The following is a 14862-nucleotide window of genomic DNA, read 5'->3' as shown; positions in this document are numbered from 1 at the left end:
GTAAATTGCTGACCGCGGGGGCGGGCGCAATGAACAAGAAACTGTCGTTGCAATCATTATGTCAGAATATAGCCACTCAGAGTAAGTATTTAGGTCTGAGATTAATCTTGCTCCATTGTAGTCTATGTTCAGCTAGCCTTACTCTTTTACACCGTTTCTTTGCAGTGAAAAAGCACGCTGTCTTAGCGGGCTAGACGCTGATTTGATTGAAATATATACGAACGTTCACGAGTTCATCAGCAGAGCTTCGGTTTTTTGATCGGTGTGATACAGTTTAGTTAACGGTTAGTTAGGGCGCTGATGTGTTGTCAGCGGCTAGCTCTCGATGACGCGGTTTGTCACTCTCCCCGTCAATTTAAAATCTCTAGGTCTATCATCGGCGAAGCCTACAAGGGTATTTATGACACAACAACCTCAAGCCAAGTATCGTCACGATTACAAAGCGCCAGATTTTACCATCACCGATCTGGCCCTCGATTTTGATTTAGATGCTGACACTACGACGGTCACCGCAGTCAGTCAGGTTAAACGTCAGGGAAGCGCGCAGGCACCATTAATTCTTAATGGTGAAGACCTCACTCTGAAAAGCGTTAGCGTGAACGATGTTCCTTGGGAACACTATAGTGAGTCAGAGAATCAGCTGGTTCTGGAAAATCTGCCTGACGAATTCACGCTGACCATTGTGAACGAAATCCATCCGGCGAAGAACAGCGCCTTAGAAGGCCTGTATCTGTCTGGCGAGGCGTTATGCACCCAGTGCGAAGCTGAAGGTTTCCGCCATATTACCTATTATCTGGATCGCCCTGATGTGTTGGCGCGTTTCCGTACCCGCATCGTGGCGGACAAAGCTCGTTATCCATTCTTGCTGTCTAACGGTAACCGTATTGCGCAGGGTGAATTGCAAGATGGTCGTCACTGGGTACAGTGGGAAGACCCATTCCCAAAACCATGCTACCTGTTTGCGCTGGTCGCAGGGGATTTCGACGTGCTTCGCGATAGCTTCACCACCCAAAGCGGGCGAGATGTCGCATTAGAACTTTACGTAGACCGCGGCAATCTTGATCGTGCAGGTTGGGCTATGACCTCGCTAAAAAATGCCATGAAGTGGGATGAAACTCGTTTTGGTCTTGAATATGACCTCGACATCTATATGGTCGTCGCCGTCGATTTCTTTAATATGGGCGCGATGGAGAATAAAGGTCTGAACATCTTTAACTCTAAATATGTTCTGGCTAAGGCTGAAACCGCTACCGATAAAGACTATCTCGGCATCGAAGCCGTGATCGGTCATGAATATTTCCACAACTGGACAGGTAACCGCGTGACCTGCCGTGATTGGTTCCAATTGAGCTTGAAGGAAGGTTTAACCGTATTCCGCGATCAGGAATTCAGTTCGGACCTCGGTTCGCGTGCAGTAAACCGTATTGATAACGTTCGCGTAATGCGTGGCGCTCAGTTTGCGGAAGATGCCAGCCCGATGGCACATCCTATCCGCCCTGACAAAGTTATTGAAATGAATAACTTCTATACGCTTACCGTGTATGAAAAAGGCTCTGAAGTTATTCGCATGATGCATACCTTGCTCGGCGAAGAGAACTTCCAGAAAGGCATGAAGCTCTATTTTGAACGTCATGACGGCAGCGCGGCGACCTGTGATGATTTTGTACAGGCGATGGAAGATGCCTCCGGCGTTGATCTCACGTTATTCCGCCGTTGGTATAGCCAAGCGGGCACGCCTGAATTGAGCGTGCGCGACGAATATGACGCTGAGCACCAGCAATATCGCCTGTATGTCACTCAGCAAACACCGCCGACTTCTGAACAGCAAGAAAAACTGCCGTTGCATATCCCGCTGGATATTGAACTTTATGATCCGCAGGGCAATGTGATCCCGTTAATGATCGATGGTGAAGCGGTAAGTAACGTGCTGAATGTGACAGAATCGGAGCAAAGCTTCGCGTTTGATAATGTTCCACATAAACCGATTCCTTCTTTATTACGTGAGTTCTCTGCGCCGGTAAAACTGGAATATCCGTATAGCGACCAGCAGCTCAGTTTCCTGATGCAGCACGCCCGCAATGACTTTGCTCGTTGGGATGCGGCGCAAATGTTGCTGGCTAAATACGTTCGTCTAAACGTGGCTAAATTCCAGCAGAACCAGCCGCTCTCTCTGCCAATGCACGTGGTTGACGCATTCCGCGCAGTCTTACTGGATGAGTCTCTCGATCCTGCGTTGGCGGCACAAATTCTGACATTGCCTTCTGAAAATGAAATGGCAGAGCTGTTCAGCATTATCGATCCTGAAGCCATTGGTGCGGTGCACTCGGCGATCACTCGCCTGTTAGCGAAAGAGATGGCTGATGAGTGGTTAGCGGTCTACAACAATAACCGCACCCCAGAATATCGTATCGACCACGCAGATATAGCTAAGCGTTCACTGCGCAATGTATGCCTACGCTATCTGGCTTTTGGCGAAGATGTAGTCATGGCGGATGAATTGGTTGTTCGACAGTACGAGAACGCCAATAACATGACTGACTCTTTGGCCGCGCTTTCTGCCGCTGTTGGCGCTGAACTACCATGCCGCGATCGTTTGATGGCTGAGTTCGACGAACGTTGGCACCAAGATGGTCTGGTAATGGATAAGTGGTTCATGTTGCAGGCGACGAGCCCATCGGCGTTGGTGCTCGATAACGTGAAAGCGCTCTTGAAACATCGCTCATTTACCCTGAGCAATCCAAACCGCATTCGTTCTCTGGTGGGGGCATTTGCTCAGGCTAATCCATCTGCGTTCCATGCCGCCGATGGTTCAGGATATGCTTTCTTAACCGAGATCTTAAAAGATTTGAACACGCGTAACCCACAGGTTGCGGCACGTATGATCGAACCGTTGATCCGTTTAAAACGTTATGACGAAAGTCGTCAGGCTTTAATGCGTAAATCATTGGAAGAGCTTAAAGGTCTGGATAATTTATCCGGCGATTTGTTTGAAAAAATTACCAAGGCGTTAAACGCATAATTAGCGCTGTCATTCACTCACACCAAGCCCCGTATGACGGGGCTTTTTTGTATACGGCGATATTTATTTGCCCTCAAACCTGACGCAGCATCTGCTTCACCTGCTATCGTCATCGACTTTACCGCTATCTTTCGATCCGCTGCATGAATGCGTTTCATAGCAAAATTTCAGTATAAAACATCGATAAATGAGCGAGTAAGAGTAAACGTTTGCGCCGATTACGTTGTTTTTGTTTTTAATCAATTCCAATCTGTTGAAAGATACCGGATAATACCGCCCCGACTTGCCACCGGGATTCAGGAGATACCATGCTTTACCCCTTCGTTAGAAAGGCACTTTTCCAGCTCGATCCAGAGCGCGCGCACGAATTTACGTTTAAGCAGCTTCGCCGTATTACGGGTACTCCATTGGAGTTTCTGGTTCGTCAGTCAGTGGCTTCTAAGCCGGTAACCTGCATGGGATTATCTTTTAAAAACCCGCTCGGTCTTGCTGCGGGATTGGACAAAGATGGTGAATGTATTGACGCCCTAGGAGCTATGGGGTTTGGTTTTATTGAAGTGGGTACTGTAACTCCGCGCCCTCAAGCGGGGAATGATAAGCCGCGTTTATTCCGTATCGTTGAGGCCGAAGGTTTAATTAACCGTATGGGATTTAATAACCGCGGCGTTGACAATTTGGTCGAGAACGTCAAAAAATCGCATTTTGGCGGCGTACTGGGGATCAATATCGGCAAGAATAAAGATACGCCGGTTGAGCAGGGGAAAGACGATTATTTAATCTGCATGGAAAAGGTTTACTCCTATGCGGGCTATATAGCAGTAAATATTTCCTCTCCAAACACCCCAGGATTAAGAACGCTTCAATATGGAGAGGCGTTAGACGATCTATTAACAGCGATTAAAACTAAACAGATCGAACTGCAACAGAAACACCATAAATATGTTCCTGTGGCCGTGAAGATCGCGCCGGATCTTTCTCATGAAGAATTGATTCAGGTTGCAGACAGTTTAGTCCGTCATAATATCGACGGCGTCATCGCGACCAATACCACACTGGATCGCAAATTGGTTAATGGCTTTAACTATTGCGAGCAAGCAGGTGGTTTAAGCGGGCGCCCTTTGCAATTACACAGTACTGAAATAATCCGACAACTTTCTCAAGAGTTGCAGGGTCGTTTGCCAATCATTGGCGTTGGTGGAATTGACTCCGTGATTGCAGCAAGAGAAAAAATAGACGCAGGCGCTTCTTTGGTTCAAATTTATTCTGGTTTTATCTTCAAAGGACCGGGATTGATTAAAGATATCGTTAACTACATCTAATTATTTTCCTACCTATTTGCCCTGGGGGTTTATTTCTTCTCCGGGGTAGTCTATATTTCAAGCGTTCTGCTAATTAATTGTCCGATCAAGCTGGTCTGATTAAATCAGCCAACGATTTGATCGCATTTAATGATATGTGAAAGAATTGAATACACGATCCTGATGACTGATGCAGAAGAGGGATAGAATGAATATAAAACCGGGCGATAATTGGCGCTGGTATTTTGATGAAGAGCACGATCGTTTGATGTTGGATTTAGCCAACGGAATGATCTTTCGTTCCCGCTTTGCTGGGAAAATGCTAACGCCTGATGCTTTTGATGAATGTTCTTTTTGTGTCGACGATGCGGCACTTTATTACCAGTTTGAAGAGCGTAGTCGTCAGACTGGGCTAAAAAAAGAGCAGCGGGCGGAATTAATATTAAATGCGCTAGTGGCTCAGCGTTTTCTTAAGCCATTAATGCCGAAAAGCTGGCATTTTGCTCCACAATCCTGTGCCGTGATGCCTGCATTAGGTGAATTGGTCGCCGTGCAGATTTCAAATACAGCAGAACAAGCTAAGCTGCTGGTTGTTGAGGCTGGAGACAGTGCTAGCTTATGTTTGTTAGCCCAACCTTATTTGCAGTTGGCGGGTAAGTCCATGCAGCTAGGCGATGCTATTAAAGTCATGCATGACCGACTTATTGCTGTTCAGCCATCTGTCGATTCAGAAGATGTTTTAGCTTATGCCGTTTAATAGATGCGGGCGCTAATCACCCGCATATCCTTGTCGTGCTTCAAGCTGCATCTGCCGTCTCGATACAACGCGAATTATTTTGGCTATATACCCGCTGACGTTAGCTAAGCTTGATACTGCTTTTCGGAATACAACTGCAGCTCAGTATGACGCCATTTGAGCCGATTGCGCTCTGTTTTAACGGTATGACTTCCCCTTCGACCAGCGTTATTTTGCAAGCCCCACATAATCCCGCTCGGCAAGAATAGGGAATTCTAATGCCCTGTGCTTCAAGTTGTTCTAACAAAACCTGCTGGTTATTGCCTACAAAAGTTTGTCCCTGATACTCAATGTTGACGCTTTTTTCGTTGGCTGGCGGCGTAGCCAATGTGGCGTTAACTTCACCCGCAGAATAGAGGCGAGGAGGGCGGAGGCTAAGAATTTCTACACTATCTCCCTGACGAATAATTCCACCGCCACGAGCGATCATATTCATACCAAAATCAACGTCGCCATTATCTGCGGTACGAAATGATTGTAGTGTTTTTAAAGGTTCCCCCGCCGGATGTTTACGTCCACGGTCAGTGCTTACGGTGGTGAGAATACAGCGGCTACAGGGTTTTACGAGATCGAAAATGACTTCGCCAATGCGTATCACCAGCCAGTTATCTTCATCAAATTCCTTAGCACCGCTCACCACAATATTTGGGCGAAACTGCTCAATACGAATCGCGTTTGGGGCACGTCGCTGTAAATTCTGAAACGAGGCTTCGTTGATGAGTAGGAAAGGATAGCCGTCAGCAAAGGTAAGAGGAATGTCAGGATGGTGCTTTACTCGGCGACTAAGTTCATTGCCCAACCAACGCAGTTGGACTGCGCGTTTAAAATAACGACTTAGCCAGTCGTTAATCTGTGGGGGAGCCACCAGTGCAGAGAAGTGATTGCCCCACACTTCAGTCGGCTGCTGTAGATGAAGAAAGTCTTGCCATAGCACCAAGATACTCTCACCGTCAGGCCCTGTTAGGGCAATGCCGTTCGGTAGCAACGCGGGGGTAAATGTGACCATTTGCGGATTTTGGCGCGCGGTAATAAAAGTGCCATCCGTCTCTGTGACCATCAGCGCTCGGTCGAAGGCCAAACCGCTCGGTAATACCTGTGCCTGCGAAAGTTGCAAGCCACGCATTGATTTTATCGGATGAACATACAGTTTTGATAACGTGATCATTTCAGCACTACCCCGTTCCATCGTTTAAAACGAACTTAAGCAGACAACTTTATGATACCTGCCTATCGTTGAACAGATAGCGCTGCGTTTTCTTTTATGGGGACAGCGTTGAGGATAGGGGAGAGGCAACGTGCCGACCGGTATGCCACGAGATCGGCACGAGGAGATATTAGTTCATCCCCAAACGGATCAGTTCGGTAGGAACGTAACGGCCATTCAGATCGGTGATATCAACACATTTAGCGCGGCGAACCTGTGCCGATGGCAGGTTATCAGCGTGGATCGCAGTAATTACACCTATTTCGCCGGTGCCACTGACCATCACACGGCTACCCACTTTGATGGCGTTACGGTTGCGATCATAAGTCATCACGCTTTCTGGGTTCATTTTCGGCTCCTCATTCATCTGATATCAATAAATATGAATCCGGAACGAGATCTTAAAGTGATGAACGGGCGAAAAAAATGATTTTGATCAAAAAATAATTCATGGTATCTGCATGAAAACATTAGCTATTAATGAGAATTCCTTTCAGGAAGACGAGTGTTTCGCCTACGCAACGGCACAGAGTTGACGCTGTTTGCCTCAGGTGAAACAGCCGCTGATAGGCGGCCATGTAAAAAAGATGAAGTGAGGAATGAGAGTTTTTGATAGAAAAGTATCAAATATGCGGCTCCGCGGGTTAAAATGAGCGATTAACTTACTGATCGATATTTGTCAGAAGCTTGCTTTTCGTATGGCTCGATGCACGATTGTGCCGCATTGGGTTATATATTCATTTGATTATTAAGCTGTTTCTGGCTTTTAGTCTCCGTAAATTCTCTTTAGTGATAGTGAAAACATGAAATCTCTGTTTGCCAGCACCGCGCGCGGTCTAGAAGAACTGTTAAAAAATGAACTCGAAGCCCTCGGTGCGCACTCCTGTCAAATTGTTCAAGGCGGTGTGCATTTCCAAGGGGATGACCGTTTACTCTATCAGAGCCTGCTCTGGAGCCGTTTGGCTTCACGCATTCTGATGCCATTGAATGAATTTAAAGTCTATAGCGATCTGGATCTGTACCTCGGCGTGCAGGCGATTGATTGGACTTCTATTTTTGGCGTTGATAAAACTTTCGCCGTGCATTTCACCGGAACCAACGAAGAAATTCGCAATAGCCAATATGGCGCGTTGAAAGTGAAAGACGCGATTGTGGATAGCTTCGCACGTAAAATTGATGCCCGCCCGACCGTTGCCAAACAAACTCCAGATATTCGTATTAATGTGTTCTTACAGCGCGAAACGGCGAGCGTGGCTTTGGATCTGAGCGGTGAAGGTTTACATCAGCGTGGCTACCGTGACTTGACCGGTGCAGCTCCGCTCAAGGAAACCTTGGCATCAGCCATTATTCTACGTTCTGGCTGGAAAGTCGGCACCCCGATGGTCGATCCCATGTGTGGTTCGGGTACGTTGTTGATTGAGGCGGCGATGATGGCTTCCGATCATGCTCCGGGGCTGACTCGACAGCATTGGGGATTCTCCGCTTGGAATGGTCATAACCCTGAACTGTGGCGTGAGCTGCTGACTGAAGCTCAGGTACGCGCTCGTCGTGGCTTACAGGCACAAGAAGGACAATCACGTTTCTTTGGTTCAGATAATGACCGCCGTGTTATCGAAATGGCGCGAGCTAATGCCCGTCGTGCGGGGGTATCTGAGCTGATCACGTTCAACGTGGCTGATGTGAGTAATCTGAAAAACCCATTGCCGGAAGGCCCCGTGGGCACCGTACTGAGCAATCCACCTTACGGTGAGCGTTTGGAAAGCGAGCCTGCGCTGATTGCGTTGCACAACGCGTTAGGCCGCATTATGAAGGGCGCATTTGGCGGCTGGCAGCTTTCTCTGTTCAGCGCATCGCCAGAGTTGCTTAGCTGCCTGCAACTGCGCGCAGAGCGCCAGTTCAAGGCTAAAAACGGTCCTCTGGACTGTGTGCAGAAAAACTATCAGTTGGCAGAGAATCCTTTGGGCACGGCGTCAGGTCAGATCGCTGAGGATTATGCCAACCGATTACGCAAGAATCTGAAAAAGTTAGATAAATGGGCTAAGCAAGAAGGCATTGAATGCTACCGAGTTTATGATGCCGATCTGCCAGAATATAACGTTGCCGTTGACCGCTATGCCGATAAAGTGGTGATTCAGGAATACGCACCACCAAAAACCGTGGATGCACAGAAAGCGCGTCAGCGTCTGTTTGACGTGATCAATGCAACTCAGTCGGTGATGAATTTACCATCAAACAGCTTGATTTTGAAAACCCGCGAACGTCAGAAAGGCAAAAGCCAATATGAGAAGTTGGCTCAAAAAGAAGAGTTCATGCTGGTTAAAGAGTATAACGCTGAGCTGTGGGTCAACCTCACCGACTATTTAGATACTGGGCTATTCCTTGACCATCGCATTGCACGTCGTATGCTGGGTGAAATGTGTGAAGGGAAAGACTTCCTCAATCTGTTTGCTTACACAGGTACCGCCAGCGTTCATGCAGGCTTGGGTGGTGCTCGTTCAACGACAACGGTCGATATGTCACGTACCTATCTTGAATGGGCGGAAAAAAACCTGCGGGCGAATGGTTTAACTGGGCGTCAGCATCGTTTAGTGCAGGCCGACTGCCTCTCTTATTTACATAATAGCGATGAACAATATGATGTGATCTTTATCGATCCACCGACGTTCTCTAACTCGAAACGTATGGAAGCGACATTCGATGTGCAGCGCGATCATATTGATATCATGCGCGATCTTAAGCGTATGCTGCGTCGTCGTGGCACCATCATGTTCTCCAACAATAAGCGTGGATTCAAAATGGATCTTGAGGCGCTCGGTGCATTGGGGCTGGAAGCGAAAGAAATTACCGCGCAGACCTTGTCCCAAGACTTTGCCCGTAACCGTCAGATTCATAACTGCTGGCTGATCCGTCATGCCGGCGAGGAAAAGTAATATATGTCGTTAATTAGTCTTTCTGGTGCTTGGATTTCTTTTAGTGATGCACCACTGCTCGATAATACTGAATTACATATTGAGCCAAACGAGCGCGTGTGTTTGGTCGGCCGTAACGGCGCAGGTAAATCAACGCTGCTTAAAGTATTAGGAAAAGAGTTGCCGCTAGATGATGGGCGAATCATCTATGAACAAGATTTAGTGGTTTCACGTTTGCAGCAAGATCCACCGCGCAATATCGGCGGAACGGTGTTTGATTTCGTCTCTGAGGGCGTTGCTGAACAGGCGCAGCACCTTAAGGCATATCATGATTTGCTGAAAAAAGTTGAAGCGGATCCGAGTGAGCAAAATCTGAATCGGCTTTCAGCGTTGCAGGAGATTTTGGATCATCAAGGCTTATGGCGCATCGATAGCCGCATTAGTGATGTCTTGACCAAGCTTGGTCTGAATGCGGATACCGATCTTTCTGCGTTGTCAGGTGGTTGGCTGCGTAAAGCGGCATTGGCACGTGCGCTTGTTTGCGAGCCGGATGTTCTGCTGTTAGACGAACCGACTAACCACTTGGATATTGAAACTATCACGTGGCTCGAAGAGTTCCTGAAAGAATTCACCGGCAGTATCGTTTTCATTTCCCATGACCGTTCATTTATACGCAGTATGGCAACGCGCATTGTCGACCTTGATCGCGGCAAACTGGTGTCGTGGCCGGGTAACTATGACGCCTACCTGCTGGCGAAAGAAGAAGCGTTGCGTGTGGAAGAGATGCAAAACGCTGAGTTCGATCGCAAATTGGCACAGGAAGAAGTTTGGATCCGCCAAGGTATCAAAGCACGACGTACGCGTAACGAAGGCCGTGTTCGTGCATTGAAAGCCATGCGTAACGAACATGCTGAGCGCAGAAGCGTGCAGGGCAATGCCAAAATGCAGGTCGAAGAAGCACTGCGTTCCGGCAAAATTGTCTTTGAAATGGAGAATGTTAGCTACAGCGTGGCAGGTAAAACGCTGGTGCGTGATTTCAGCGTTCAGGTCAACCGCGGTGATAAAATTGCGCTGGTAGGGCCAAACGGCTGCGGCAAAACAACGCTGTTGAAATTGATGTTAGGCCAGTTGCAGCCAGACAGCGGTAAGGTTCGCTGCGGCACTAAGCTTGAAATCGCCTACTTCGATCAGCATCGTGCAGAGCTTGATCCCGATAAAACGGTCATGGATAACCTAGCGGAAGGCAAGCAAGAAGTGATGGTGAATGGTCGTCCACGCCATGTGCTGGGCTATTTGCAAGACTTCCTGTTCCATCCTAAACGCGCATTAACGCCTGTGCGTGCGTTGTCAGGTGGTGAGCGTAATCGTCTATTACTAGCAAGACTCTTCTTAAAACCAAGCAATTTGTTGATCCTCGATGAACCAACCAATGATTTAGATATCGAAACGTTGGAACTGTTGGAAGAGCTTATTGATGGTTATCAGGGCACCGTGATGCTGGTGAGCCATGATCGTCAGTTCGTTGATAACTCGGTGACCGACTGCTGGATTTTCGAAGGTAATGGCGTCATTAATAGCTATGTGGGCGGATATTACGATGCTCATAAGCAAAAAGCGGACATGCGGTCGTTCAGCCAGCAGGCTGCTGCGCCTAAGCCTCAGGGGACAACCAGTGCGCCTAAAGCTGAGGTGAAAAAGCGTAGCAACAAGATGAGCTATAATTTGCTACGTGAACTCGAACAACTGCCAGCACGTTTAGAAGCGTTGGAGGCGGAGTTAACGGCATTGCAAGCTGAAGTCGCTAAACCTGAGTTCTTTAATCAGTCACACGCAGAGACTCAATCTGTTCTGCAGAAAATGGCTGAAACTGAGCAACAGCTTGAATCAGCGTTTGAACGCTGGGAAGAGCTAGAGGCGATGAAGAATGCCTGATAGGTCCGTCTAAGACTGAATAAAGCCTGACGAATGCGGAGTGATGTATTGTGTCAGGCTTTTTTATGTAATTTAAGTGGTAAATAAAAAGTGGGAAAAAAGTATGTGTTCTGGACATCATCTAGATTCAGAAAACAAAATATTATGCCCGCAATGTGACATGTTGGTAGAGCTGCCTCCGCTCCCAGAAGGTACAAAGGGGAGCTGTCCGCGTTGTCATACGACCCTCGTGGTCAAGTGGCGAGAACCGCGCCGTCAGCCAGTGCTGTATGCTTTCTGTGCGCTTTTTATGCTGATACTGTCGAATCTTTTCCCCTTTGTAAACATGACCGTTGCTGGGATTAAGAATGCGATTACGCTAATCGAAATTCCTAGGGTTCTCGTATCCGAAGATTATGCCAGCATGGCATCGCTGTTCATGATTTTTGTTCAGCTAGTGCCTGCCTTTTGCATGGTCGCAGTTATTCTGCTGAATATGCGGGTGCCGATGCCAACTCAGCTTAAGGTCATGATGGCGAAGGTGCTTTTCAAGTGCCGTTCGTGGTGCATGGTTGAAATTTTCTTGGCGGGCGTTCTGGTTAGTTTCGTCAAACTAATGGCCTATGGTGATGTTGGGGTAGGGAGCAGTTTTCTGCCATATTGCCTCTTTTGTGTCTTACAGGTTCGCGTGTTTCAGGTTATTGATAAACGCATCCTTTGGAGCGATATTTTGCCTGCACCAAAGCATCCTGAAAATTTACGCGTTGGTGTGACGGGAATTCAGCAGGGATTACGTGCGTGTACATGCTGCTCCGCCATTTTACCTGCCGATCAACTCTCTTGCCCACGTTGCCATACGAAAGGCTATGTGCGCCGACGCAATAGCCTTCAGTGGACCATGTCGCTTTTGATCACAGCCATCATGCTATATATCCCTGCTAACGTATTACCCATCATGGTGACACAGGCGCTCGGCACTAAGCTGACGTCGACGATTATGGCTGGGGTCATTTTGTTATGGGGAGAGGGTTCTTACCCCGTTGCGATGGTGATTTTTATTGCTAGCATCATGGTTCCTACCCTAAAAATATTAGCGATTGCATGGCTGTGCTGGGATGCCAAATATGCAACTCGTGGCGATAGCGAGCGTATGCATTTTGTATACGAGATCGTGGAGTTTGTTGGTCGTTGGTCAATGATTGACGTGTTTGTTATCGCCGTGCTTTCTGCGCTGGTTAACATGGGTCAGTTAATGAGTATCTACCCTGATATAGGTGCATTACTTTTTGCGATGGTGGTTATTATTACCATGATCTCGGCGATGACATTTGATCCTAGGTTGATCTGGGATCGGGAACGTGGCTTAACGTACAAGGAGCCTCAAAGTGAATGAGCAAGAAACTGGCGTAGCGAAGGTTGAAAAAATCAAACGCTGGTCCCCGGTTTGGATTGTCCCGATTGTGACTGCATTGATCGGTGCATGGGTGATTTTTTATCATTTCAGCCACCAAGGGCCAGAGGTGACGTTGATTACCTCCAGTGCCGAAGGTCTGGAAGGCGGTAAAACCGCCATCAAGAGCCGCAGCGTTGACGTAGGCGTTGTTGAAACCGTCACGCTGAATAACGATTTAACCAAGGTTATCGTTAAGGCGCGTCTGAATTCAGGCATGGAAAAACTGCTGCGTAAAGATAGCGTGTTCTGGGTGGTGAAACCTCAGATTGGGCGTGAAGGTGTTTCCGGACTTGGAACCTTGCTGTCCGGTGCCTATATCGAACTTCAGCCGGGTTCCAGCAAAGATGAACGTGAAGAATTTAATCTTCTGGATCAACCGCCTTTAGCGCCACCCGATGCTAAAGGGATACGTGTAACATTAAACAGCGAGCAGGCAGGGCAGCTCAGTCCCGGCGATCCGGTATTGTTCCGCGGTTTGCGTGTTGGGTCGGTAGAAACCAGCCAGTTTGATACTAAGAATCGTCAGATCCACTATCAGATCTTTGTTTCTGCGCCATACGATACTTTGGTGACCGATAATGTTCGCTTCTGGATCGACAGCGGCGTTTCATTTGATATGTCAGCTCAAGGCATGCGCTTGGAAATGGGGTCGCTGACAACCCTTTTCAGCGGTGGAGTAAGTTTTGATGTGCCGCAAGGTTGGGCTGTAGGGAAACCTGCTGCGAATCAGTCACAATTCGATTTGTTTGATAATCAGCGCAGTATTCAAGAGTCGCTGTATACCGAGCATAAAAGTGTGCTGATGTTCTTTAGCGATTCAATTCGTGGATTACAAGTCGGTGCGCCCGTTGAATTCCGTGGTATTCGGTTAGGTACTGTGGCCGAAGCGCCATATTTTGTGAGCGGTCTAAGTCAAAAGTTAGACTCTGACTATCAAATCCCTGTATTAGTTAATATTGAGCCGGGTCGTATTCAGCAAAAACTGGGTGACAATTTTAACGTCGAACAGCATCTATTCTCTGGCGTTGGTGAAGGTCTGCGTGCTTCGTTGAAATCAGCTAACTTGCTGACAGGCTCGCTGTATATTGACCTCGACTTTTACCCGCAGGCAAAACCATGGAAAGGCCCGCGTAAAATTGATGGTCTGCCAGTGGTGCCAACGGTGAGCGGTGGATTAGCGCAGCTACAGCAGAAACTGACAGCAACATTGGATAAGATTAATGCTCTGCCGCTCGAACCGATGATCAACGAAGCGACTAATACGTTGAAAGCCAGCCAGAAAACGATGGCCGAAACGCAGAAGACGCTCGATACGCTCAATAAACTGGTTTCGAGTAAAGAAGCACAAGCGCTACCAGCCGACATGCAGAAAACGCTGATCGAGCTGAATCGAAGTGTGAAAGGCTTCCAGCCGGGATCTCCTGCCTATAACAATATGGTGGGTGATATGCAGCGTTTGGACCAGGTCTTAAGAGAGTTGCAGCCGGTGTTACGTACTCTGAATGAGAAGAGCAATTCATTGGTATTTGAGGCGCCAGCAGGTAAAGATCCACAGCCTAAGAGGACGAAATAATGAAAGTCTGGATGATCGGCGCAGCGGCACTGTTGCTCAGTGCATGTAGCAGCCAACCACAGAAAAATTATTATCAGCTACCTGTACCGACGGCAACAACATCTGTCGTTCATGCTCCCGTTGAAAGCGGTGCGCATCAGCTCTGGCTAGAGCGTGTGAACGTGGCTGATTTCTTAAGTGCGCTAGGCGTGGTATATCAAACCAACGATGTGCAGTTCGTAACGGCGGGTAATAACCTATGGGCTAGCCCTTTGGAGCAACAGTTGCAACAAACGATGGTGGCCAATTTGAGCGCTGCTATGCCGGGTTGGATAGTATCAGCTCAGCCGTTAGGGAACGTGCAGGACACTCTGAATATCAATGTCACTGGCTTCCACGGACGTTATGACGGTAAGGCCGTTATTAGTGGTGAATGGATCCTGATGCGTAGCGGGCAGTTGACTAAGCGTGCTTTCAATCTTGTATTGCCGGTGCAGCAGGATGGCTATGATGCATTAGTGAAGACGTTAGCTCAGGGGTGGCAGCAGGAGGCGCAGCAGATCGCGCGTCAGGTTCAGTAATACTCTGAAGTAAAATAGTCTAAACAAACTCCGACTTGTCGTAACGCGGCAGGTCGGTTTTTTTATGCAGAACAGGAAATTGTGAATTTTGGGTTTTCTTCTGCCTTCGTGCACCCCAGTTTATAGCTCACATTTGTGA

General features: G+C 47.9%; 10 protein-coding genes. 8 read left to right on the top strand and 2 right to left on the bottom strand.

Features of this window, described 5'->3' with window-relative positions:
* The first annotated feature begins 400 nt into the window (after positions 1 to 400).
* The 3 genes from pepN (at position 401) to M988_RS12350 (ending at position 5074) form a co-directional block, all read left to right on the top strand.
* Complete coding sequence (gene pepN / locus M988_RS12360) at positions 401 to 3019, top strand: aminopeptidase N (protein WP_064574376.1); 2619 nt, start codon at positions 401 to 403, stop codon at positions 3017 to 3019.
* A gap of 308 nt (positions 3020 to 3327) precedes the next feature.
* Positions 3328 to 4338 (top strand): quinone-dependent dihydroorotate dehydrogenase, encoded by a 1011-nt coding sequence (pyrD, locus tag M988_RS12355; protein WP_004095679.1) that lies wholly within the window; start codon positions 3328 to 3330, stop codon positions 4336 to 4338.
* A gap of 187 nt (positions 4339 to 4525) precedes the next feature.
* Positions 4526 to 5074 carry a cell division protein ZapC gene (locus M988_RS12350; RefSeq protein WP_008813034.1) on the top strand — a complete coding sequence of 183 codons (549 nt, stop codon included), beginning with the start codon at positions 4526 to 4528 and terminating at the stop codon, positions 5072 to 5074.
* A 100-nt stretch (positions 5075 to 5174) separates the two neighbouring features.
* Here the strand turns inward: M988_RS12350 and M988_RS12345 are convergent, their stop codons facing one another.
* Positions 5175 to 6278 (bottom strand): YcbX family protein, encoded by a 1104-nt coding sequence (locus tag M988_RS12345; RefSeq protein WP_064574539.1) that lies wholly within the window; start codon positions 6276 to 6278, stop codon positions 5175 to 5177.
* A 169-nt stretch (positions 6279 to 6447) separates the two neighbouring features.
* On the bottom strand, positions 6448 to 6651 hold the full coding sequence (ydfZ, locus tag M988_RS12340) for a putative selenium delivery protein YdfZ (RefSeq protein ID WP_039189095.1): 204 nt from the start codon (positions 6649 to 6651) through the stop codon (positions 6448 to 6450).
* Positions 6652 to 7120: 469 nt separating this feature from the next.
* Between ydfZ and rlmKL the strand changes: the two genes are divergently transcribed.
* From rlmKL to pqiC, 5 genes are all read left to right on the top strand, one after another.
* Positions 7121 to 9247: a bifunctional 23S rRNA (guanine(2069)-N(7))-methyltransferase RlmK/23S rRNA (guanine(2445)-N(2))-methyltransferase RlmL gene (rlmKL, locus tag M988_RS12335; protein WP_064574374.1), complete on the top strand. Its 2127-nt coding sequence runs from the start codon at positions 7121 to 7123 to the stop codon at positions 9245 to 9247.
* Positions 9248 to 9250: 3 nt separating this feature from the next.
* The gene (locus M988_RS12330) at positions 9251 to 11158 is read left to right on the top strand and encodes an ABC transporter ATP-binding protein (RefSeq protein WP_039188770.1); all 1908 of its coding nucleotides are present in this window, start codon (positions 9251 to 9253) and stop codon (positions 11156 to 11158) included.
* Positions 11159 to 11261: 103 nt separating this feature from the next.
* Entirely contained in the window at positions 11262 to 12530 is a 1269-nt protein-coding gene (gene pqiA / locus M988_RS12325) for a membrane integrity-associated transporter subunit PqiA (protein WP_020303844.1), read from the top strand.
* Positions 12523 to 14163, top strand: a complete 1641-nt coding sequence (gene pqiB, locus M988_RS12320) for an intermembrane transport protein PqiB (RefSeq protein ID WP_039188766.1) — start codon at positions 12523 to 12525, stop codon at positions 14161 to 14163. Before pqiA ends, pqiB begins: the two co-directional genes overlap by 8 nt.
* Complete coding sequence (pqiC, locus tag M988_RS12315; RefSeq protein ID WP_008813041.1) at positions 14163 to 14723, top strand: membrane integrity-associated transporter subunit PqiC; 561 nt, start codon at positions 14163 to 14165, stop codon at positions 14721 to 14723. Before pqiB ends, pqiC begins: the two co-directional genes overlap by 1 nt.
* Positions 14724 to 14862: the final 139 nt, after the last annotated feature.

The organism is Hafnia paralvei ATCC 29927, assembly GCF_001655005.1.
Taxonomy (GTDB): domain Bacteria; phylum Pseudomonadota; class Gammaproteobacteria; order Enterobacterales; family Enterobacteriaceae; genus Hafnia; species Hafnia paralvei.
The sequence above is the reverse complement of the archived record's forward strand: the minus strand, read 5'-3'. Positions and strand labels throughout refer to the sequence as shown.